The sequence below is a fragment of the Photobacterium gaetbulicola genome (assembly GCF_003025515.1).
GTDB lineage: Bacteria > Pseudomonadota > Gammaproteobacteria > Enterobacterales > Vibrionaceae > Photobacterium > Photobacterium gaetbulicola.
Genome location: NZ_PYME01000026.1, coordinates 1 through 21,594 on the forward strand (window position 1 = coordinate 1; position 21,594 = coordinate 21,594).

Annotated in this window: 18 protein-coding genes and 1 tRNA gene; 10 read left to right on the top strand and 9 right to left on the bottom strand. The window is 56.3% G+C overall.

The features are described from left to right. Nucleotides 1-11: 11 nt before the first annotated feature. Nucleotides 12-88, top strand: a tRNA-Asp gene (locus C9J03_RS19875). Between the two features lie 299 nt (nucleotides 89-387). Here C9J03_RS19875 and C9J03_RS19880 read toward each other — a convergent pair. The 4 genes from C9J03_RS19880 to dapD form a co-directional block, all read right to left on the bottom strand. Continuing rightward, nucleotides 388-732, bottom strand: coding sequence for a DUF2799 domain-containing protein (locus C9J03_RS19880; RefSeq protein WP_044622559.1), 345 nt, complete (start codon nucleotides 730-732; stop codon nucleotides 388-390). A gap of 91 nt (nucleotides 733-823) precedes the next feature. Next, nucleotides 824-2,023, bottom strand: coding sequence for a multidrug effflux MFS transporter (locus C9J03_RS19885; protein ID WP_044622560.1), 1,200 nt, complete (start codon nucleotides 2,021-2,023; stop codon nucleotides 824-826). A gap of 104 nt (nucleotides 2,024-2,127) precedes the next feature. Beyond that, nucleotides 2,128-2,427: a hypothetical protein gene (locus C9J03_RS19890; protein WP_044622561.1), complete on the bottom strand. Its 300-nt coding sequence runs from the start codon at nucleotides 2,425-2,427 to the stop codon at nucleotides 2,128-2,130. A gap of 143 nt (nucleotides 2,428-2,570) precedes the next feature. Then, nucleotides 2,571-3,602: a 2,3,4,5-tetrahydropyridine-2,6-dicarboxylate N-succinyltransferase gene (gene dapD, locus C9J03_RS19895; protein WP_044622562.1), complete on the bottom strand. Its 1,032-nt coding sequence runs from the start codon at nucleotides 3,600-3,602 to the stop codon at nucleotides 2,571-2,573. Nucleotides 3,603-3,710: 108 nt separating this feature from the next. Here dapD and C9J03_RS26765 point away from each other — a divergent pair, with 108 nt between their 5' ends. Continuing rightward, nucleotides 3,711-3,872 carry a hypothetical protein gene (locus C9J03_RS26765; protein WP_156149934.1) on the top strand — a complete coding sequence of 54 codons (162 nt, stop codon included), beginning with the start codon at nucleotides 3,711-3,713 and terminating at the stop codon, nucleotides 3,870-3,872. Here the strand turns inward: C9J03_RS26765 and C9J03_RS19900 are convergent. Next, entirely contained in the window at nucleotides 3,869-4,168 is a 300-nt protein-coding gene (locus C9J03_RS19900; protein WP_044622563.1) for a YebG family protein, read from the bottom strand. The two genes, C9J03_RS26765 and C9J03_RS19900, sit on opposite strands and share 4 nt — an antisense overlap. An 83-nt stretch (nucleotides 4,169-4,251) precedes the next feature. On the opposite strand from C9J03_RS19900, the gene C9J03_RS19905 reads away from it, so the two are divergent. Next, a complete protein-coding gene (locus tag C9J03_RS19905) occupies nucleotides 4,252-4,938 on the top strand; it encodes a DNA-3-methyladenine glycosylase I (protein WP_039463002.1) in 687 nt (228 codons plus the stop codon). Here C9J03_RS19905 and C9J03_RS19910 read toward each other — a convergent pair. Next, entirely contained in the window at nucleotides 4,935-5,855 is a 921-nt protein-coding gene (locus C9J03_RS19910; RefSeq protein ID WP_044622564.1) for a LysR substrate-binding domain-containing protein, read from the bottom strand. The two genes, C9J03_RS19905 and C9J03_RS19910, sit on opposite strands and share 4 nt — an antisense overlap. A gap of 128 nt (nucleotides 5,856-5,983) precedes the next feature. On the opposite strand from C9J03_RS19910, the gene C9J03_RS19915 reads away from it, so the two are divergent. The 4 genes from C9J03_RS19915 (at nucleotide 5,984) to recD (ending at nucleotide 16,548) form a co-directional block, all read left to right on the top strand. Beyond that, nucleotides 5,984-6,964 (top strand): TDT family transporter, encoded by a 981-nt coding sequence (locus C9J03_RS19915; protein WP_044624375.1) that lies wholly within the window; start codon nucleotides 5,984-5,986, stop codon nucleotides 6,962-6,964. A gap of 143 nt (nucleotides 6,965-7,107) precedes the next feature. Next, nucleotides 7,108-10,569: an exodeoxyribonuclease V subunit gamma gene (recC, locus tag C9J03_RS19920; protein ID WP_044622565.1), complete on the top strand. Its 3,462-nt coding sequence runs from the start codon at nucleotides 7,108-7,110 to the stop codon at nucleotides 10,567-10,569. A 293-nt stretch (nucleotides 10,570-10,862) separates the two neighbouring features. Beyond that, complete coding sequence (gene recB / locus C9J03_RS19925; RefSeq protein WP_044622566.1) at nucleotides 10,863-14,477, top strand: exodeoxyribonuclease V subunit beta; 3,615 nt, start codon at nucleotides 10,863-10,865, stop codon at nucleotides 14,475-14,477. Continuing rightward, nucleotides 14,470-16,548: an exodeoxyribonuclease V subunit alpha gene (gene recD, locus C9J03_RS19930; protein WP_044622567.1), complete on the top strand. Its 2,079-nt coding sequence runs from the start codon at nucleotides 14,470-14,472 to the stop codon at nucleotides 16,546-16,548. Before recB ends, recD begins: the two co-directional genes overlap by 8 nt. A 69-nt stretch (nucleotides 16,549-16,617) precedes the next feature. Here recD and argA read toward each other — a convergent pair whose 3' ends face one another. Further along, entirely contained in the window at nucleotides 16,618-17,943 is a 1,326-nt protein-coding gene (gene argA / locus C9J03_RS19935; protein ID WP_044622568.1) for an amino-acid N-acetyltransferase, read from the bottom strand. Nucleotides 17,944-18,193: 250 nt separating this feature from the next. On the opposite strand from argA, the gene C9J03_RS19940 reads away from it, so the two are divergent. Beyond that, nucleotides 18,194-18,595 (top strand): DUF2850 domain-containing protein, encoded by a 402-nt coding sequence (locus C9J03_RS19940; RefSeq protein ID WP_052829715.1) that lies wholly within the window; start codon nucleotides 18,194-18,196, stop codon nucleotides 18,593-18,595. On the opposite strand, the gene C9J03_RS19945 is transcribed toward C9J03_RS19940, so the two are convergent. Then, nucleotides 18,592-18,825, bottom strand: a complete 234-nt coding sequence (locus C9J03_RS19945) for a hypothetical protein (RefSeq protein ID WP_044622569.1) — start codon at nucleotides 18,823-18,825, stop codon at nucleotides 18,592-18,594. The genes C9J03_RS19940 and C9J03_RS19945 overlap by 4 nt on opposite strands. Nucleotides 18,826-19,075: 250 nt before the next feature. On the opposite strand from C9J03_RS19945, the gene mltA reads away from it, so the two are divergent. Next, nucleotides 19,076-20,164, top strand: a complete 1,089-nt coding sequence (mltA, locus tag C9J03_RS19950) for a murein transglycosylase A (RefSeq protein ID WP_082060571.1) — start codon at nucleotides 19,076-19,078, stop codon at nucleotides 20,162-20,164. Nucleotides 20,165-20,257: 93 nt separating this feature from the next. After that, entirely contained in the window at nucleotides 20,258-21,070 is an 813-nt protein-coding gene (tcdA, locus tag C9J03_RS19955; RefSeq protein WP_044622570.1) for a tRNA cyclic N6-threonylcarbamoyladenosine(37) synthase TcdA, read from the top strand. An 84-nt stretch (nucleotides 21,071-21,154) separates the two neighbouring features. Here the strand turns inward: tcdA and csdE are convergent, their stop codons facing one another. After that, nucleotides 21,155-21,586: a cysteine desulfurase sulfur acceptor subunit CsdE gene (csdE, locus tag C9J03_RS19960; RefSeq protein WP_044622571.1), complete on the bottom strand. Its 432-nt coding sequence runs from the start codon at nucleotides 21,584-21,586 to the stop codon at nucleotides 21,155-21,157. Between the last annotated feature and the right edge of the window lie 8 nt (nucleotides 21,587-21,594).

The window sequence follows — 21,594 nt, forward strand, 5'->3', positions numbered from 1 at the left end:
GTGATTTGAGTGGAGCGGTAGTTCAGTTGGTTAGAATACCGGCCTGTCACGCCGGGGGTCGCGGGTTCGAGTCCCGTCCGCTCCGCCACTTATTAAGAAGCCTCGTCGAAAGACGGGGCTTTTTTACATCTGTCGGTTATGTTCGCCTTGTTGGCGAATGAGTCCCGCTGGTGCGCCAGCCCGCCGTTCCGCCACTTCTTAAGAAACCCTGTCGGTAACGACAGGGTTTTTTGCTATATACCGCTCCCTAAGAGCGCTTCGGTCTCTAGGTCGCGGCACTGGCCGTGCGCGTTGAGTCCCATCAGCTCCGCCACTTATACTAAGCCCGAGTCGAAAGATTCTGGCTTTTTTACGTTTACAGCTAATGTTCGCCATTCGATGAGTGGATCAATAGCCGCGATCTAGCAGGCCATAGCTAGAACTTGACGGGTTATCTTGGCATTCATCGGGATAGCTCGGGTTGATGACGGTACCGACGGTGTGCTTCCCGCTGCAATAGTCAAACCGTCCCTGCAGATAGCCGGCACGGTATTTTTCATAGTCAGTTTCTGAGTAGGCGCCGTGTTTCCCTAACTCTGTCTGGTTCCACTCCCGGTAGCCTTGCTCACCGTGGTAGGCGCCGAGCTCTTCCCATTGCTTGTTGTTTGCAAGATTGGCTTCATATTGGCTGGTGCAGGCGCTGACAAGGACAAGCAAGAGACTCAATAAGAAAAAACGTATAAACCTAGCCATGGTTATTCCTCTATCAACGACGCGGAGGGACCCAAACTGCAGATTGTGTGGGGGCCGTTTGAAACAGATGGCAATTTGGTTTAATTATGGTTTATCCGTTGAGAGTTGCCACTGCACGGCGACCGCTTTCGCTCATGGTACCCAGCATCGCGAGTAATAACCCTAAACCTGCGCCGATTACCATGATACCGCCTAAGTGCCAAGCCTGGCTTATCCCCAGCTTTAGCAAACCGTTGCTGAGCAAAGAGGCAAATACCATCTGGCAGGCACCTGATAAGGCGGAGACTGTGCCTGCTTTATTGCCATAAGGGACGAGCAGCAGTGACTGGGCGCATGGAAAGGCGATACCGTTGGCCATCGCCATCAGGAAGTGGCCGCTGACCATCCAGATAGGCGACAGCGGAGCGGCGATTAACACCGAGCCAGCAACAAGGTGAAGCAGCGGTGAGAGCATTAACATTTTTTGTGTTCCCAACCGGGGACGAAGCCTCTGGCATACCAAGCCTCCGCATAACAACCCAAATGCCGGCCCCATTGCCCATAGGGCATAGCGCTCGGAGGACATCCCTATCTGCACCTGCATGATAAAGGGCATCATGGAGATAGAAAGCACAACCAGCGAGAAGTTGACCCAGCCGATCCCGGCAAAGGAAAGGAAGTGCTGCTCTTGGAGCAACGAAAGGTAGGATTTTGCCAATTGGCCGACCGACTGGGGAGCCTGGGTGGCCGATAGGGTTTCGGTGAAGCACACTAGCAATAGCAGCCAGACGATAGCGATATAACCGAGCAGTATGGCAAAAACGGCTAGCCAGCCAAAATGGTGGTTCACAATACCGCCCACGACAGGGGCCATGATAGGAGTGAAGGCGGCAACAATTGCCACCCAGGTCATGGCTTTGACCAAGTCTTGCCGTTGGTAACTATCACGAATAGTCGCGCGGGCCAAGACGGCGACACTGCCGGCACCTACCCCTTGAATAACTCGGCCAAGTAGCAGCCAATGAAATGAATCGGCACACAGAACGGCAACAGCCAGCCCTGATACGGCAATCAATAAACCAGCGAGTAGGACCGGTCTACGGCCATGTACGTCGGATAATGGGCCGTAGACAAGCTGTGAGGTGCCGAAGCTGAATAAATAGCCCGAAACTAGAAGTTGAACTTGCTCGGACGAAAGCTGGAGTGAGTCAGCAACGGCAGGGAGGGCAGGAAAAACCAAGCCAAGACTCAATTGGCCGATACTGACGATCAAGCATGCGAGTAATAGCGGTTTCCAGTTAAAATTTGCCATCTTCCCCCCCCCTCTGGTTAACCGATTAATTATGCACGGTTAGGAGGGGAAGAATAAGCAGCGCGGGCTTAATGGATTATTTCCTGGCTGGAACGAGCATTGAGTTACTTGTTGATGCTATAGGTGAACGGGTTAGAAAAAGAAAACTTGCTGCCGCTGGTCTGTACTTTGCCTTGCTTCATGGCTATCAGCACTTCTTTTTGTACTTTGACCAAAGAGAAGAAGCGGATCACCATGAAGACGATAAACACCGGCATGATGATCTGTGTGACTGGCATGATATGCAGCACCATTTCATTAATCAGCCATGTCGCAAGCATCAGCAGCATCACATACAGTGAGTGGGGTTTGAGGACAATTTTTACTTCGTTGTCAGTCTCTGCCCGTTCAAAGAAAAACGCCATTTATCTCTCCTTGTGTTTGTTTGCCGATACCTTCTCACAAACGGAGATAGGAAGGAGGTCGAAGTTGTAAGGGATAGTAACAAGGTCGCGCTAATAAGCGCAGCTAAAAAAAACGCCTCCGAGGAGGCGTTTTTTACAGGCGATTAGTTGTTGCTGTGCAATTCGCTGTTCAGCTCTACCGCTGATTTGTTCGCCAGACATTCGATCTGGCCTGTCATGGAGTTGCGGCGGAACAGCAAATCAGACACGCCAGCTAGATCGCGCGCCTTGACCACTTCGACTTCCTGACCGCTCTTGTCCAGCATGCGTACTTTCGAACCTGCGGTTACGTACAGGCCTGATTCGATCGTACAGCGATCACCCATCGGGAAGCCTAGGCCGGCATTGGCACCCAGCAGGCTGTTTTCACCGATGGAAACAACCACTTTGCCGCCACCAGATAGCGTGCCCATGATAGAAGCACCACCACCGATGTCCGAGCCGTTGCCGACCACAACGCCTGCGGAAATACGGCCTTCAACCATACTTACGCCAGTTGTGCCAGCGTTGAAGTTGATGAAACCTTCATGCATAACGGTTGTGCCTTCACCCACGTGTGCACCCAGACGAACGCGAGAAGTATCAGCAATACGAACACCTGTTGGTACCACGTAGTCGACCATTTTAGGGAACTTGTCGACACAATCGACAGTGATCGTTTCGCCGTTCAGGCGAGCTTCCATTTGGCGCTCTGCCAGCTCCGGTAGATCGATTGGACCTTGGTTGGTCCACGCGATGTTGTGCAGCAGGCCGAAAATGCCGTCCAGTACCACACCGTGAGGCTTGACCAGGCGGTGAGAGATAAGTTGTAGCTTCAGGAAGCCTTCAGCAACAGAAGCAGGCGCTTCGTCAGTAGCAAGGATCACAACAACCAGCGGTTGCTCTGATGCTGCTGCTTTGGTTGCGAAGTTTGCACTGGCTTCTTCACCGGCTGTACTGAAAGCTGCTGCAAGATCGGCGCACTGGGCAGCCGTGACTTCGATAGCTTGATTACCTTCCTTGTAATCGACGATAGCGGCAATGGCATCTACTAGCGCGTCGGCTGGGTTTAGGGTAGGGGTTGGGAAAAACGCCTCGATGATTTTGTTATCGCGGTTTTTGGTTGCAGTACCAAGGGCTAGTGAAAAGCTGGCCATTACTGTTGGTTCTCCATGTCAAAGTAATTTATGCCGTGTGTCGGCAAAGTGTGATGAACCCATCATAAAGACACTTGCGCCGTTATTGAAGGGGGCAGGAGACGATCGGTGAAAAATGATGAAATAATAACAATACAGCACGGCTATCGCTGTCGAGGATTTGGTCGCCGGAATATCAAGCTAGGGCCGGGCGATTTAGCGTGGGAAGCAATAAAAAACCTCCTTGAAAGGAGGTTTGTCATGAAGAATGTTGGCAGGCTTAGTGATTAAGCTGCTGCATCATCCTGTTGCTCGGCGACAAGCTCAGGCTTTACCGCTTTTTTCTTCGGAGCTGCTTTCTTTTTAGCTCCCAGTGCCACAAGCACTTCTTCACGTTTTTGTGCCAAGAACAGCGAAAGCTCTTCTTGCTTGGCTTCATCCTCGAAAAGTTCACTTTCGCTTAGCAAAGTAAACATCTCGTCCGCCATATCTAGCATCTTGTCGTATGCGTCGGCTTCGGACTTAGAGGTGAAAGTCATCTTTTCTTCTCCGTTGCGCTCAACTACATATTTGACGATAACAGCCATGGTCACCCTCTCCCGAAATTGATTTACTGGCTGTTTATACAGTAGCATTAAGGGCAATGTCCAGTGATAAGCGTGTTAATGTGATGGCAAGAGAAAAATTTTCGCAAATATATGCCCGAGCCGCAGAGCGTAAGGGGGGCGAGGGTGTGCTAGAGAGCATGCTGGCTACCCCTTTGTCAGCCGATCAGCTCAAGCAGATCGGTGATGATCGCTGGCTGGCGGCATTTACCCAGAAAGTGTTCCAGTCCGGGATCAGCTGGCAGGTAGTGCGTAACAAATGGCCCAATTTCGAAGACGTGTTTTTCGGTTTCGATATCGAGAAAATGCTGCTGATGCCAACGGAAATGTGGGAGCGAAAAGCGACCGATCCGGCCATCATCCGTCACTTGGCCAAGGTGATGACCATTCCCGACAATGCCCAGATGATCCACGAGGCTGCACTCGAGCACGGTTCCTTTTCGGCGATGGTTGCCGATTGGCCGCAGGATGATATCACCGGCCTGTGGCGTTACCTGAAAAAACACGGCAAGCGTTTGGGGGGCAATACCGGCCCTTATACTCTGCGCATCATGGGCAAAGATACCTTTATCCTCAGCGGCGATGTCGAAGCCTACCTGCGCCAGAGCGGGATTATTGACGGTGGGCGTGACACGCAAAAATCCTTGGCGGCAGCACAATCTGCCTTTAGGGATTGGCAGCAGGAGTCTGGCCGACCGCAGTGTCAGATCAGCCAGATCATTGCATTTAGCGGCGGGGACAACCGCGTTTAATTATCTGCTGACTTCTGACTGTATTGGCAAAGCGGTGAATTCCACTGCTGGCAGAACGCGATAAACAGTTTTAGCAGTGGGCTTTGGTACTTCTCCTTGTGGAAGAGCAGCCAGTATTGGCGCTGCATATCGAGCGGTAGTGACAGGATGGTCAGGCGGTTGTCCTTGACGGCATGCTCCACCGCGCGTCGGGAGAGCAGGGTGAGGCCGAGTCCTGCCGCCGTGCAGTTGATAATGGCTTCGGTGTTGTTGAGTTCAAACGCCTGGTGCCAGTGTTCGAGCCTCGGAGCGAGGCGACCAAGGAAATACTCCCGGGTACCTGAGCCCGGTTCTCGCAGTATCCACTCGCTGTGTTCAAGATCGCTCAGGCTGAGCTGCTCTGCTTTCGTCAGTGGGTGGCCGGGGTGGCAGGCAACCACCATTTCGTCACCCAGCCAAGGTATCACCGCGAGGTTATCGGCTTGCACCTTGCCTTCGACCAGGCCAATATCCAGTTCGAACTCGCCTAGCATGTGGCAGATCTGGGCGGTATTGGCAATAAACAAGCTTTGATCACAATGGCCCGAGTCGCGGCGGAAGTCCCGCAATAAGAATGGGGTGACCTGATTGCCAACGGTATCGCTCGAGCCGATTTTCAACTTGCCGGTTACCGGCCCTTCCTGGCTAAACAGTTGCTCGATATCCTGGCTGCGAGCCAGTAACTCATCGGCTAATGGCAGCAAGCGTTTACCTTGTTCGTTGATGAGCAGACGATTATTATTGCGGTCAAACAACTTGTGCCCGAGCTGCTTTTCCAGCTCGGAGAGCGCCATGCTGACAGCCGGTTTGGAGAGGAACAGTTTTTCTGCGGCCGCGGTAATGGTCAGCTCCTGGGCGACGGTGACAAACACTTTCAATTGGCGTAGGGCGATATTCATCGTACTGGCTCATGTTTTATTTTTCTTAACTATACATTAAATATATTCAAGTATCCTAAACAATCGGATGCCGATAAACTAGCCGGGTGTTGATGAATAGTGATGTGCTGTCTTTGGGGAGCCTCGAAATGATTACAGTAACAAAGCAAAAAGTACTGGGTGCACCAACGCCAATGGCCGGCTTGGCCTTGGGTATTGCTAGCCTTGGCTGGTGTTGGGAAAATGCTGCCGATCTCGGCGGTCGTGGACAGCTGATCGGGGCAGGGATCGCCAGTGTCTTGTTGGTGGTGTTACTGGTTAAGTTTGTTATCCATCCCCGCGCCTTGTGGCAAGATCTCAGTCATCCGGTTGTCGGTAGCGTTGTGCCGACCTTTGCCATGGGAACCATGGTGGTGTCCAAGGCATTGGGGAATTATTACCCGGTGGCCGGGCAGGCATTGTGGCTGGCGGCAGTGGTATTGCATCTGATCTTTTTGGCACTGTTTACCTATCACCGCGCCAAGGAGTTTGAGCTGCACCATATGGTACCGAGCTGGTTCGTACCACCGATTGGGATCATCGTCGCCGACGTGGCCTTTCCCGGCGGGGCATTGCGTCCTTTGGCGGAAGGCCTGCAGTTATTCGGCATGGGGATCTATGCGGTAATGTTGCCACTGATGGTATACCGCCTTATTTTCAGCCATGAAATTCCAGATGCGGCCAAGCCGACCATTGCTATTATGGCTGCGCCGGCCAGCCTGTCTCTGGCGGGCTATCTGACCGTGACTCAGCAGCCCTCTCCGGTGGTAATTGCCTTGCTGGGTGGGATTGCCGTGCTGATGACGTTTGTGATTTACCTGGCGTTCTACCGCCTGCTGCGTTTGTCGTTCAGCCCCGGCTATGCGGCATTCACCTTCCCATTGGTGATTGGGGCGACGGCGATGTTCAAGGTGGCAAGCTGGATGGCGGCCCAGGGATATGGGATTGAATATATCAGTCAGGTGTCGTCGCTGGCTCATCTCGAGCTGTATGTTGCTACTGCAGTCGTGAGCTATGTCGCCCTTCGCTACGCAGCCTTCTACCGTCCGGTTTCCCAGCTGCTGCACTGCGTTGCGCCAAGCCGTGCGTGATATAGCGACCCAAAAATTATCCACTTTAGAGGTGGAGTGATTAGGAGCCCAGCGATGCTGGGCTTTTTAATGATTTGAATTTGCAGCCAATCCACTGATGGTAGACAATCAAGGGTAATTTCCTCTATCGGTGAGTCACCAGCGTGTTTACTGTCTATCACTCCAACCAACTGGATCTACTGAAATCCCTGCTTGTCGAGCTGATCCGCTTGGACCCCCTCGATAACCCATTCGAGCAAGAGCAGATCTTGGTCCAAAGCCCCGGCATGTCACAGTGGCTGAAACTGGAGCTGGCCAAATCCCAGGGGATTGCCGCCAATATTGAGTTTCCGCTGCCTGCAACTTTCATTTGGAACATGTTCACCAAGGTGTTGAGTGATGTGCCCGAGCGCAGTGCCTTTAACAAAGAGGCCATGACCTGGAAGCTGCTTCAGGTGTTGCCGGCGCAGCTATCGCGTCCGGAGTTTGCGCCGCTGGCCAATTATTTGTGTGACGATGCCAACCAGGTCAAGAGCTATCAGCTGGCCGAGAAAATCGCCGACATCTTTGACCAGTACTTGGTGTATCGGCCGGAGTGGATCCAGTCCTGGGAGTCCGACACTATCGATCCCGAGCTGGTGGAGGAGCATCCATGGCAGCCGCTGCTGTGGCAAGCACTGTATGATCATACCCTCGCCTTGGGCCAGTCGCCGTATCACCGTGCCAACCTCTATGACCACTTCATCGAAACCCTCGAGGGTTATTTGCAAAGTGGTTCGCCACTACCGGCGGGTTTGCCGAAGCGGCTGTTTGTGTTCGGTATTTCAGCCCTGCCACCGCGCTACCTCGACGCCTTGGCGGCGCTGGGTAAGCATATCGATGTGCATTTGATGTTTACCAACCCTTGCCGCCATTACTGGGGCGATGTCCGCGACCGCAAATTCCTCGCTCGGCTGGCGGCCAAACAGCGCCAGCAGTTACAGTGGTGTGCTGATCACAGTGAGCACGGCGCGGTGATTTCGCCGCTCAAGGGGGATATCGATGCCAATGTCGTCGACGAGACCCACGAAGGCGCGGTGAGCAACACCTTGCTGGCCTCGCTCGGCAAGCTTGGCCGGGATAACCTATACCTGCTGTCGGAAATGGAGGCCTATGAAGTCGAGGCGTTTGTCGATATCGCGCCCGACTCATTGCTTCATGCGGTGCAGGCCGACATCCTCAACCTCGAGGATCGGATCAATGACGAAATCACCGAGTCCAGCCACCACAAGCTGGCCATTGCCGCAGACGACCGCTCGCTGAGCGTCCATGCCTGCCATTCGCCGATGCGCGAAGTGGAAGTGCTGCACGACAATCTGTTGGCGATGCTGGCGGACACCCCTGATCTATCCCCCCGGGATATTGTGGTGATGGTGGCCGACATCAACAGTTACAGCCCCTATATCCAGGCGGTGTTCGGCAATGCGCCGGGCGAGCGTTACATTCCGTTCTCCATTTCCGACCGCAGTGCCGATCAGGAAAACCCGGCGCTACTTGCATTCCTGCGTTTGCTGGCCCTGCCGGAAAGCCGCTGCCAGGCTTCTGAGTTGCTGGAGCTGCTTGAGGTCCCAGCCGTCATGGCCAGGTTTGGTTTTGATAGCGACAAGTTCGAGCGGGTGAAGCTGTGGATCGAGGAAGTGGGGATCCGCTGGGGGCTGGATGATGACACGGCCGAAGAGTTTGCCTTGCCGCGCCAGCAGCAAAACACTTGGTTGTTCGGCTTGCAGCGGATGCTGCTGGGGTATGCCATGCCGCAAGAGGCTGGTTTGTACCAGGGCGTGCTGGGCTATGAAGAAGTGCAGGGGCTCGATGCCGAACTGGCCGGGCAGCTCGGCCTGTTCATCGAAACGCTGATGCACTACCGCCAGCAACTGGCGCAACAACAGCCGATCGCGAGCTGGATGACGCTGCTCAATCAGATGCTGGATGACTGCTTTGCGGTCGAAATTGACGGTGAGCTGGTGCTGAGGATGATCCGCGACAAGATCCAGCAGCTGGAGCAGCAGTTGGCCGACGCGGGTTATGATGCGGAGATCACCCCGGCAGTGATGCGGGATTACCTCAACGGCAAGCTATCGGGCGAGCGGGTTAGCCAACGCTTTTTGGCCGGCCAGGTGAACTTCTGTACCCTGATGCCGATGCGTTCGATTCCGTTCAAGGTGGTGTGCCTGCTGGGAATGAACGACGGCGTTTATCCTCGCTCTATCCCCCCAGAAGGGTTTGATCTGATGGCTGGTCGCGCCCGCCATGGTGATCGCTCGCGCCGGGATGACGATCGTTATCTATTCCTCGAGGCGATCCAGTCCGCTCAACAGGCGCTGTACATCAGCTATGTGGGGCGCTCGATCCAGGATAACAGCGAGAAAGTACCGTCTGTCCTGGTCAGCGAGCTGCTGGAGTACTGCCAGCAGGGTTACTGCCTGGCGGGTGATGAAACCCTGCCGGTCGATCAATCGGCACAGAGGCTGGTTGCCAACCTGACCCAAACCCACCCGCTGGTACCGTTCAGCCCGCAGTCGTTCAGCGGCGCAAACCACAGCTATGCTGCCGAATGGCTGCCGGTGGCCAACCAGGCCTTTATCGAGCCGGAAGCCTTCCAGTCGGCTCCGCTGGAGCCTGATTTGAGCGACGACAGGGCCGAGGGAGTCCTCGAACTGGCGGAGCTGGCGCGCTTCTGGCGCCTGCCGGTGCAGTATTTCTTCAACCGTCGTTTGAAGGTGTTTTTTGATGGTCTCCAGGGCGGGCCGGAAGACGATGAGCCGTTTGCCCTCGATGGGCTGGGGCGTTATCAGCTGCGTGAGGCCTTGCTGACAACCTTCCTCGACTGCCACAGACAGCAATCACTCGGCCGGAACACCTTCAGCCGCGACCAGGCGTTCGAACAGTTTGCCCGCTACCAGCAGGCGGCAGGCGGCTTGCCGGTGGCGCAGTTTGGTGAGCTGGAGCTGATGGAAGAGCGTGGCCAGATAGAGCAGCTGGCCGATAGCGTTGTCCAGTTTATGGCCCAGCCGCTGCCGGATGTGGAAGTGGATTGCGTGGTAACGGTTGCCGGACGCGGTATCCGGCTGCAGGGCTGGCTCAAGCATGTCACCCAGCAGGGCCTTGTTCGCTACCGGCCGGGTAAAATCCGGGCGCAGGATATTCTGGCCTGCTGGCTTGATCACCTGTGCTTGGCGGTGATGAAACCGAGCCAGCCGACCTACCTCATCGGCATTGATGGCCGCTGGCTGCTTGAGCCGGTATCGGCCCAGTATGCACTGGAGCAACTGGCCGTGCTTGTCGAAGGCTATGACAGTGGCTTGACCCAGCCGCTGCCGTATTTTCCAAGGACCGCCCATGCTGGGATCCTGGCCAGTATCGATAAGAAAGGGCAGTGGTGCAATGATGACGCGACCTTGGCAAAGGCCGAGAGCAAGCGGGCGGAGGCGTTCAACGGCGGCTACATGTTCGAGGGCGAGGGCAACAACAGCTATATCTACCGGGTGTGGCCGCTGTGGGATGGCGAACTGGCCGCACAGCTGCAGCAGTGGGAAGATCATATCCTGAAACCTGCGGTGATGCAGTTGCGAGAGGTGGAGCAGGGCTAATCGAGCAGTGGATAAGGCAGGGAGGTGTAGCGTGGCCGCCAGCAAATCATTATTGATTGTAGGGTGTTCGCTGTACGGCCACCGGTCCAGAGGTTGACCAAATTTCGTGGCTCAGATACTAGCGGACCGGTTGGGCGGAAACCGTGAAACGTCTCTCATATTGATAGATGGGTTAGTGCTGGAATTCGATATATTTATTTGAATTCGCGCTAGATCACAAAAAATAATTTCGGACGGCTGGGGTTTTGTAAGGAAACCTTGGCCCAGTTCACTGATAGGAATCAGCGTATTCTATGACTCAACAATCTCTTCTCATCACCCCGGAGCCGCTGGAGCCGATGTGCTTTCCGCTGCATGGTAATCGCTTGATCGAGGCCTCGGCCGGCACCGGCAAAACCTTCACCATTGCCAGCCTGTATCTGCGCTTGCTGCTTGGCCATGGTGATGCGCAGACTCGGTTTCCCAGGGAGCTGACGGTTGATCAGATTTTGGTGGTGACCTTCACCGAGGCGGCCACCGCCGAGCTGCGTGATCGTATCCGCCGCCGGATCCATGATGCCCGCCTGGCCTTTAGTCGAGGTAGCAGCGACGATCCGGTGATCAAGCCGTTGCTGGGAGATATTGGCGATCACAAGGCGGCCGCCGCCATTTTGCTGCAGGCCGAGCGCCAGATGGATGAGGCTGCCATTTTTACCATCCACGGCTTTTGCCAGCGGATGCTAACCCAGAATGCCTTCGAGTCGGGCAGCCTGTTCAACAATGAGTTTGTTACCGAAGAGAGCCACCTGCGGGCCCAGGTGGTCGCGGATTTCTGGCGCCGTAATTTCTATCCGTTGCCACGCAGTCTGGCGGCGGAGGTACGCAAACTCTGGTCGGCGCCGGGGGCCCTGCTGCCGGAGATCAACCGCTTCCTGTCGGGAGCGGAAGTTACCGTTCGCGCCCCGCAGCTGACAGGCAGCCTCGAGCAGGTACACGAGGAAAACCTGCTGCGTATCAATCATGTCAAGCGGCTGTGGCGCGACAGTGCCGGCGACCTGCATGACATCATTGCCAGCTCCGGGGTGAACAAGCGCAGCTACACCAAAACCAGCTTGCCCAAGGCGCTGGCGGAAGTGGGAGAGTGGGCCGAGCGGGATAACACAGGCTACCAACTGCCCAAGGCACTGGATAAGTTTGACCAGCAGGTGCTGCGAGACAAGACCAGCAAGGGCCAGCCACCGGAGCATCCGGTGTTTGTGGCTATTGGTGAGTTATTGGCTAACAAGCCGAATATACGCGATCCCTTGTTGGCCCATGCCATCAAAGAGTGTCGCCAGCTGCTGCTTGAGGCCAAGCAGCGCAAGGGGTGGCTGTCATTTGATGATCTGCTGACCCAATTGTCGGCGGCGTTGAGCCAAGATGACAGCGGCTTGCTGGCCGGTCGGATCCGCCACCTTTTCCCGGTGGCGATGATCGATGAATTCCAGGATACCGACCCGCTCCAGTACAGTATTTTCAGCACGATTTATGGTGAGCAGCGTCAGGCGCCTGAACTGCCGGAAGGCGAGCTCGGCCCTTGCGGCCTGTTTATGATTGGTGATCCCAAGCAGGCCATCTACGCCTTTCGCGGCGCCGATATTTTTACCTATATCCAGGCTCGCCGCCAGGTGACCGCCCACTATACCCTAGGTACCAACTGGCGCTCGACCGCCGAAATGGTCGGCGCCGTGAACCGGATTTTCCAACATCCTGAGCGGCCATTTATCTACGACGAGGACATCACGTTCCTGCCGGTTGATCACAGTCCGAAAGCCCAGGGGCGCGGCTGGCAGCTTGATGGCATGCAGCAGCCTGCCATGTGCTTTTGGCATCAAGAGGCCGAGGAGCCGACCAAGAAAGGGGATTACCAGCAGGTGATGGCGGAGGCAACCACCGCCGAAATTCAGAAAATCCTTACCTTGTCACAGCAGGGCAAGGCGGTGCTGGTGGACGGCGAGCAAACCCGCCCGATCCATGCCAGTGATATTTCGGTACTGGTGCGTACCGGCAGTGAGGCGGCGTTGATCCGCCGTACCTTGGCCGATCAGGGCATTGCCAGTGTCTACCTCTCCAATCGTGACAGTGTGTTTGCCTGCACCGAGGCCGCGGATTTGCTGCGTTTTCTGCAGGCGGTACTGACCCCTGAAGATGATCGCAATATGCGCGCGGCCTTGGCCTCGAGCTTGTTTGGCTTGACGGCCCAGGCGCTCGATGCGATGAACACCAGCGAAAGCGTCTGGGAGCAATATGTGTCGGAGTTCCGCGCTTACCGCAAGCTGTGGCAAACCCGCGGGGTGCTGCCGATGCTGCGCCATATGCTGGCCCAGCGCAAGATCCCCGAAACCCTGCTGAGCCAAAACGGTGGCGAGCGCCGGGTCACCGATATCCTGCATATTGGCGAGTTGCTGCAGCAGGCGAGCCAAACCCTCGACAGTGATCATGGCTTGTTGCGCTGGTTGGCCGAACATATCGAAGCGCCCAATGGCAATGCCGATGAGCAGCAGCTGCGCTTGGAGTCGGATCGCAATCTGGTGCAGATCGTCACTATCCACAAGTCCAAGGGGCTTGAGTATGACATCGTCTTCCTGCCATTTGTCTGCAGTTACCGCGAGGCTAATACCGCGCTGTTCCATGACGATCAGAGCCAGCAGTCGGTGTTGGATATCGCTGCCAGCGAAGAGAGCATGGAGTTGGCCGAAAAAGAGCGCCTGGCAGAAGACTTGCGCCTGCTCTACGTTGCCCTGACCCGCGCGGTCTATGGCTGTTATATCGGTATGTCGCCGATCCGTAACGGCTTGAGCCGCAAGGAGCCGACCGGCCTGCACCGCTCGGCAATCGGCTGGCTGGTACAAAACGCCAAAGAGGGCGGGATGGCCGAGCTGGCCAGCGCTCTGGCTGCATTGGCCTCGCAATCCGAAGCTGTCACCGTGTTGCCGCCACCGCCCTTGCCCGACACGCCTTGGTTGCCTGCCGAGGAAGACAAGCCGCTACTGTCGGCATCGGTGTTTGACAAAGAGATTGACCGTAGCTGGTGGATCACCAGTTACTCGGGCCTGATCAAGCAGGGCCATAGCCATCATGATGCCTCTTTCGAGCTGCCGGGCTTTGATACCGACTCGTCGGGCGACGAAGCCCTGGGGGACGAAGACGTCGAGCCGGCCCGTACCATTTATACCTTCCCGAAGGGCGCGCGGCCGGGGACGTTCCTGCATACCCTGTTTGAGGAAATCGAGTTTACCGCACCGGTTGATAGCCCGGAAACGACCGGGAAGATCCTTGAATTGCTGCGGTTGGAAAACTACGACGAGGAATGGTTGCCGGTGTTGCAGACCATGATCCGCGATGTCCTGACGTGTCCGCTCGATGGCGAGGCGATACGGCTGGGCGAGATCGCACCGTCACAGCGCTTGACCGAAATGGAGTTTATGCTGCCGATCAACCTGCTGTCGGCCCCGCTGCTCAACAAGGCCATTGCCCGCCACGATAACCTGTCGGCCAAAGCCGGTGAGTTGGGTTTTGCCACGGTCAGCGGCATGCTGAAGGGCTTTATCGACCTGGTCTTCGAGCACCATGGCCGCTACTACGTGCTGGACTGGAAGTCGAACTTTCTGGGCGAGGAGCCTAACCTGTACCGGGGAGACATGCTGGACCAGGCGATGGTCGAGCATCGCTATGATCTGCAGTACCAGCTCTATGCGCTGGCCCTGCACCGCTTCCTCAAGAGCCGTAAGGCTGACTACAACTACGATGACCACTTCGGTGGTGTCTATTACCTGTTCTTGCGGGGAGTGAAGGCGGGCAGTGATAGCGGCATCTTCCGTGCCAAGCCGTCTCTGGCCCTGCTGACCGAACTGGAGACCTTGATTGACGGAGAATCCCCAGATGCTTAATCGCCTCGAAGCCCTTGTTCGCCAGGGCTACCTTCGCCCGCTGGACCACCAGTTTGCCAAATTTGTTGCCCAGGGAGGCAATCACTCGGCTGAGCCGCTTGTCGCCCTGGTGGCTGCGCTGGCGAGTTATGAACTGGGTCAGGGCCATGTCTGTGTGCGAGTGCCTCAGGTTGATCCTGCTCGGTTGTTTGGTTTGCCCGCCAAACTCAGTTTGCCGTTGGCCGACGGGTTGCCCGAGCCGCATTTATGGCTGGCGCAGCTGGCACAGTCCGAGGCCGTCTCGGATGGCAGCAGGCCCACCCCGCTGGTGATGGATGGCGATCGGATCTACCTCAATCGCTATTGGCAGTTCGAGCAACAGGTCGCCGAGCAGTTGCGCCTGCGGGCGCAAAGCGGCGAAGATGGTTTGCAGCCCGAGCTGATGGCGGCCAAGCTCAATGAACTGTTTGCCCGCGATTACCGCTACCTGTTTGCCGCCCTGCAGCAGCTGGCGCAAGCCGGAGGGACCGCACAGGATAGGCAGCGTGAAGTCTGTGACAAGCTGGATGTCGTCCAACCTGAAATGCTGGACTGGCCGGCGGTTGATGCCGTCCTCCTGTCGGCTGGGAGCGCTGAAGAGCTCGCGCCGCTGGACACCCTGGTGCCGGCCGGCAGCTGCCTCAACTGGCAGAAGGTGGCCGCTGCGGTCGCGCTGACCCGCCAGTTTGCGGTGATTTCCGGCGGCCCCGGTACCGGCAAAACCACCACGGTGGCCAAGTTGCTGGCGGCCCTGGTGACCCAGGCCATTCAGCGTGACGAGCGCGATGAACAGGGTGCCCTGCAGCTGCCGGATATCAAGCTGGTGGCACCGACTGGTAAGGCGGCGGCCAGGCTGACCGAATCGATTGGCTCGGCGGTGGACTCGTTAGCCGTCGACGAGGTAGTGAAAAGCAACATTCCGACCCAGTCGAGCACCATACACCGTCTGCTCGGGGCGATCCCCAACCGGGTCGCCTTCCGCCATAACCGCGACAACCCGCTGCACTTGGATGTACTGGTGGTGGACGAGGCCTCGATGGTCGACTTGCCGATGATGGCCCGCCTGCTCGATGCTTTGCCAGCCCACGCCAAACTGATCCTGCTCGGTGATCGGGATCAGCTGGCATCGGTCGAGGCGGGCGCAGTACTGGGCGATATCTGTGCTTTTGCCGAACAAGGCTACACCCCGGCTCAATCTCAGTTGCTCGGCCAGTTGACCGGGTTTGGCTTTGAGCAAGCGCATGCCGCCCCGTCGGCGATTGCCGATAGCTTGTGTATGCTGCAAAAGAGCTACCGTTTCCACGCCCAGTCGGGGATCGGCCTGCTGGCCAAGGCGATCAACAGCGGCAAGCCGTATCGGGTTGAAAAGGTGTGGCAGCAGGGCTTTCGTGATATCCAGCTCTATCCGCTAGGGGCCGAGGCCTACCAGGCAATGATCACCAATGTGGTCAGCTTCTACAGTGATTACCTCGAGGCGATCGACGCGGGTAAGACTCCGGGCGAAGTGCTCAAAGCATTTGCCCAGGTCCGTTTGCTGTGCGCGGTGCGGGAAGGTGATTTCGGTGTCGCGGGGCTGAACCAGCGCATCGAGCGGGCCCTGGCACGCAAGGGCAAGATTGCCCCGGGCGAAGAGACCTGGTATGTCGGCAGGCCAGTTATGATCAGCCAGAATGACCATGGCTTGGGGCTCTACAACGGGGATATCGGTATTGCGATGCACGACCGCGAGGCCGATCCGCTGACGGGCAACCGGGTGCTCAGGGTATACTTCGAGATGCCTGACGGCACTATCCGCGGCGTCCTGCCGAGCCGGCTGCCCGACCACGAGACGGTTTACGCCATGACCATCCATAAATCGCAGGGCTCGGAGTTTGCCGACACCCTGATGGTACTGCCGCCTGATTTTAGCCCGATCCTGACCCGCGAGCTGGTGTATACCGGGGTGACGAGGGCCAAGTCCAAGCTGTACATGTTTGCCACCAAGGATGTGCTCAGCCGCTCCGTGACCATGCGGACAGAGCGGGCGAGCGGCCTGGCGAGCTTGTTATCGTAAGCTGACATGACAGCAGAATGACAAATCAGTTTTGAGTGGCTACTGAGGTCGGTTGGAAGCGATTATCGCCTACAAGTCGAGGATCAGAATCTTGGAACGGCGCTGGAAGTTGTACAGCGCCTTTTTTGCCACCGGCAAACTGTCGACACTGGACTCGCTGAAGCCCTGCTCGCGGAACCAGTGCAGGCTGCGGGTGGTGAGGACAAACAAGTGGGCCAGCCCCATCCGCTTGGCCTGCAGTTTGAGCTGGCTCAGCAGCAAGGCACCGCGGTCGCCGTCGCGGAAGTCACGGTGGACGGCGACACAGGCCATTTCGGCCATCCGTTCGTCCGGGAACGGGTAGAGGGCGGCACAGCCGATGATAAGCCCGTCGCGTTCGATAATGGTAAACTGCTCTACTTCCTGCTCGAGCTGCTCTCGCGAGCGGCGGACCAGGATCCCGTCTTGCTCCAGCGGCCGGATCAGCTCTAGGATCCCGCCGATATCGTCAATCGTGGCCTGGCGGACCTGCTCGGCGCTCTCCATCACGATTTGGGTGCCGATACCATCGAGTGAAAACAGCTCCTGGATCAACGCGCCATCTTCTTTGTAGCTGATCAGGTGGCTGCGGGGAACCCCGGCCCGGCAGGCCGTGATGGCACCACGGAGGAAGCGGCCGGTGCCGCGCTCTTGCTGTTGCAGTTCGATAAGGCGTTGCAGGGCGTACTCGGCCTCGATCGGCAGCATTTCAGAAACAACCCCTCCCTCGGCGTCGAGCACCCCCTGCTCGGAGCAAAAGCCAATCAGCTTGTCGGCATTGAGCCTGATGGCCAGCTGGGTCGCAATTTCTTCCGAGGTCAGGTTGAAACACTCACCGGTGACCGAGCTGGCTATCGGGCCCAGCAGGACAATGGCACGCTGGTCGAGCTGGCGGTGGATGGCCTCGGTATCTATCCGCCGGATCCGCCCGCTATGGGCATAATCCACCCCGTCATCAACCCCCAGCGGCTGGGCAATGACGAAATTGCCGCTGACGATGTTAATCTGTGAGCCGGCCATCGGGGTATTATTCAGCCCCATTGAAAACCTGGCCGTAATATCCAGCTGCAGCTGCCCCGCCGCTTGCTTGGCGATTTCCAGGGCCCGCTCGTCCGTGACCCGGATCCCTTTGTGATAAGGGGTCTTGTAATTCATCTGTTTGGCCAGGCCGGAGATCTGCGGCCTGGCACCATATACCATCACGATGCGCAGCCCGAGGCTGTTGAGCAGGGCGATATCATTGACGATATGAGGAAAGTTTTCATGGGCGATGGCTTCCCCGCCGACCATGATGACAATGGTTTTGCCAATGTGGGCGTTGAGGTATGGGGCCGACTGGCGGAACCCTTTGACCAAGGCGGTGCTTCTGAACTTCACGGCTGGCTTTCCTTGTAGCTGTGTTGCCGGCTGGGCAATGAACGTACGAAATGATGAGGTAATAGTGATGTTATTGATGATTATGCGTTTTATGTCAATAAAAATTCAATGTTAAGGGAGCGGTTACTTCGTAACGCCCGGGTGATTTTTGGGGAGAAGATCCCGTTATTTAGCTTGGCCAATAGATAACTGCCGAAAATGGTTGGCATTAAGTTATATTGGCGGGGAAAAGCGCTATGTTTGAAGAGTTATGACCATTAAGCAAAAAACATCCTTGTTCACCCATCGCCGGATGAGTTCGGCCATGGCTATTGCCGCAACCGGCGCGGTGGCACTGGGGCTACTCCTGGCAGGCCTGTTTGATAATGCGGTAGCGCAAGAGAACAACTTGCCCAATATCTACGGGGTGTGGGTCGAGCAGGATGTCGCCCCTTATGCCGCCGATCGGTTTGAAATCCGACCGGAGGGTGTGTTTGTCGGTGGCCGCCAGGTCAATACCCAGTATCAATGGGATGGCAGCAAGCTGGAATACCTGAAGGGCGAGACGCGCTATTCTTATTCTTTTGTCTCCGGCCGGTTAATTCGCCAGAGCCCGGCGCACTATACTTCTTCTTTTGCTCGCCAGACCCTTTTAATCGAACAAACCCATTAGTTGATTGCCGCTTTGGGCAACTCCCGCAGCAACTGGTTGACCGGGATTTGCCTGAGCGCAACTTGCCTCATGATATCTGCGGTAGCAGGGCTTCCGCCCAAACAGCGTTGGATAGCCGCATTGATTTGCTGGGGGGGATTGCCCTCGCTGACCAGGTTCCGTATCCATTGGTATTCAATTGAATTGATGTTCAAGAGTGTGTCTTTACCGACTTTGAGAGGTGGGTGCATATGGCGCTTCCTTGCTGTTTAAAATGACGTTTTTGTTACGTTTTTATTAGTTACATGACTACTGTGACACAAATATGATAGGTGTGTCATATGGGTGCGGAATGCGAGGCAATTCAGACAAATTGCTGACACAGCTAGGAAAAAGATCGGGAAAAATAGTTGCTGGGAGTAACCACTGGTAGGCGGGAGTGCCGCAGTTGGTTACACTGATGAAAAATTGGATTCCAAACAAGACAATATAGGATTCACGGTGTTTCGAAAAGCAACGATTGCTCTGTTAATTATGGGTTTGGTGGGATGCGCCAAGCCAACTGATCGTGGTCAGCAATACCTGGACGGGGAATTTGATCAGGTACTCAACCAGGTTGAGGTTGTGGCGTCGGATAAGCCGAAAGACTTTAGCCGCTTTTCGGCGCAGATGGAGAAAGTGATTGAGCGCTCTCCGTCGATGGCGGGAACGTATCAGGCACTTTACCGCCAGGTAGAGAACTGGGTCGCAAATGGCGGCGAGCTGTCCGAGCTTGGCAACTACGGTATTGAAGTTGCCCAGATGGGCGGCGGCGACGGTCATGGCAACGTCATGTTTACCGGCTATTTCTCTCCGGTGATCGAGTTGCGCCATCAGCCGGATGAGGTCTACCGCTACCCGGTGTACGGCATGCCTGAGTGCGATGGCCAATGCCCGAGCCGGGCCGAAATCTATGCCGGGGCCCTTGAAGGCAAAGGGCTGGAGCTGGGCTACAGTGCCTCGATGCTTGATCTGTTCATGATGGAAGTGCAGGGCAGTGGCTTTGTCCACTTCGATGATAACGACGAGCTGCAATATTTCGCCTACAGGGGCAAGAACGGCCACCGCTACGTCAGTATTGGCCGTATCCTCATCGAACGTGGCGAAGTGCCGCGTGAGAAGATGTCGCTTAAGGCGATTGATGAGTGGGTAAACCAGCAGGACGAGGAGACGGTGCGCGAGCTGCTGGAGCAGAACCCGTCATATGTGTTCTTCAAGCCGCAGGACAACCTGGATGTGATGGGAACGGCGGGTATTCCGCTGCAGGCCTATGCGTCGGTTGCGGCCGACCGTGATTACCTGCCGATGGGCAGTGTGTTACTGGCAGAGGTTCCCCAGCTTGACGAGGCCGGAAAGTGGAATGGCCAGCATGTGCTTAAATTACTAATGGCACTGGATACCGGCGGTGCGGTGAAGAAAAACCATCTTGACTTGTACCATGGCATGGGTGCCCAGGCCGGCGTGGACGCCGGCCATTACAAGCACTTTGGCCGAGTGTGGAAGCTGGGCCTCCAGGGCTCGAAAACCGAGCAGCCTTGGCTGACCCAGTAAATAGATATCAACCGGTTGACTGGACAATTTCCCAAAGAGTGCGTATAAATCGCACTCTTTCTTTATGAATGTGTGAATCAGCGCGGAAAAGCCATGCGAGAACTAGATACCCCAGCATCAGACAATTACAACCAGCGTTTCGGCGGGACCCGCCGCCTGTATGGTAACAGCGAAGTGGAAATCTTCCGTGCCGCGCATGTGTGCGTAATTGGTATTGGCGGTGTGGGCTCATGGGCTGCAGAGGCACTGGCGCGTTCAGGGATTGGGGAGTTGACCCTGATTGATATGGATGATGTCTGTGTCACCAATATCAACCGTCAGATCCATGCGATGTCAGGCACGGTTGGGCAAAGCAAGATCGAGGTCATGGCCGAGCGTATCAAGCTGATCAACCCTGAGTGCAAGGTCAACCTGATCGATGACTTTATTACCCCGGAGAATGTGGCGCAGTACATCGACGGACGCTACGACTATGTGTTGGATGCGATCGATAGCATGAAGCCGAAAGCGGCATTGCTGGCCTACTGCAAAAGCAACAAGCTGAAAGTGATCACCACCGGTGGCGCGGGCGGTCAGATCGATCCGACCCAGATCCAGATCGCGGACTTGACCAAGACCATCCAGGATCCGCTGGCGAAGAAGCTGCGCGATACCCTGCGTCGTCACCACAACTTCCCGAAAAACCCGAAGCGCAAGTTCGGTATTGATTGCGTCTTTTCCACCGAGCAGTTGAAGTACCCACAGGCTGACGGTTCGGTGTGTGGCGTGAAGTCGACGGCAGAAGGGCCGAAGCGAATGGATTGTGCCAGCGGCTTCGGGGCGGCGACCATGGTAACGGCGACCTTCGGCTTTGTTGCGGTATCACGTATTCTGCAGAAGCTGGTGGACAAGCACCTGCCGAAATAAAGTTTGGTGTGGCTTGTGAATAGAAAAGCGAGGGTAATCCCTCGCTTTTTTTGTTGGTGCGCCGAGCATGGGCGCCGTTGTCAGTTAACCCTCTGCCAATGCCTTGATCTGCTCCACTATCGCCTTGAGCCCGTTGCCGCGGGAGGGACTGAGGTGGGCGAGAAGGTTGAGCTGCTCGAAATAGCCGTCGATATCGAAGGCTTCGATTTGCTGGGCATTCTTGCCTTCGAAGGCGGCCAGCACCAGAGTGATCAGGCCGCGGACGATACGCGCATCCGAGTCGGCCACGAAATGGAAAGTCCCGTCTTCCCGCTGCTGGTGGACGAGCCAGACCTGGCTTTCACAGCCACTGACCTTGAGCTGGTCTTGCTTTAACTCTTCCGGCATCGCTGGCAGCTTCTTGCCCAGCTGGATCACGTTGCGGTAGCGGTCCTCCCAGCCGTTGGCTTGGCCCATCAACTCTATGATCGCCTCACAGGTAATCTCGGTCCCAAAAGGGTGGCTTGGCAGCGTCATAATCTCTC

Excerpts from the sequence above, each read along its gene's own strand:
- C9J03_RS19880 (WP_044622559.1), bottom strand. The coding sequence starts at position 732 with ATGGCTAGGTTTATACGTTTTTTCTTATTGAGTCTCTTGCTTGTCCTT.
- C9J03_RS19885 (WP_044622560.1), bottom strand. The coding sequence starts at position 2,023 with ATGGCAAATTTTAACTGGAAACCGCTATTACTCGCATGCTTGATCGTC.
- C9J03_RS19890 (WP_044622561.1), bottom strand. The coding sequence starts at position 2,427 with ATGGCGTTTTTCTTTGAACGGGCAGAGACTGACAACGAAGTAAAAATT.
- dapD (WP_044622562.1), bottom strand. The coding sequence starts at position 3,602 with ATGGCCAGCTTTTCACTAGCCCTTGGTACTGCAACCAAAAACCGCGAT.
- C9J03_RS19900 (WP_044622563.1), bottom strand. The coding sequence starts at position 4,168 with ATGGCTGTTATCGTCAAATATGTAGTTGAGCGCAACGGAGAAGAAAAG.
- C9J03_RS19905 (WP_039463002.1), top strand. The coding sequence starts at position 4,252 with ATGGCAAGAGAAAAATTTTCGCAAATATATGCCCGAGCCGCAGAGCGT.
- C9J03_RS19910 (WP_044622564.1), bottom strand. The coding sequence starts at position 5,855 with ATGAATATCGCCCTACGCCAATTGAAAGTGTTTGTCACCGTCGCCCAG.
- C9J03_RS19915 (WP_044624375.1), top strand. The coding sequence starts at position 5,984 with ATGATTACAGTAACAAAGCAAAAAGTACTGGGTGCACCAACGCCAATG.
- recB (WP_044622566.1), top strand. The coding sequence starts at position 10,863 with ATGACTCAACAATCTCTTCTCATCACCCCGGAGCCGCTGGAGCCGATG.
- recD (WP_044622567.1), top strand. The coding sequence starts at position 14,470 with ATGCTTAATCGCCTCGAAGCCCTTGTTCGCCAGGGCTACCTTCGCCCG.
- C9J03_RS19940 (WP_052829715.1), top strand. The coding sequence starts at position 18,194 with ATGACCATTAAGCAAAAAACATCCTTGTTCACCCATCGCCGGATGAGT.
- C9J03_RS19945 (WP_044622569.1), bottom strand. The coding sequence starts at position 18,825 with ATGCACCCACCTCTCAAAGTCGGTAAAGACACACTCTTGAACATCAAT.
- tcdA (WP_044622570.1), top strand. The coding sequence starts at position 20,258 with ATGCGAGAACTAGATACCCCAGCATCAGACAATTACAACCAGCGTTTC.
- csdE (WP_044622571.1), bottom strand. The coding sequence starts at position 21,586 with ATGACGCTGCCAAGCCACCCTTTTGGGACCGAGATTACCTGTGAGGCG.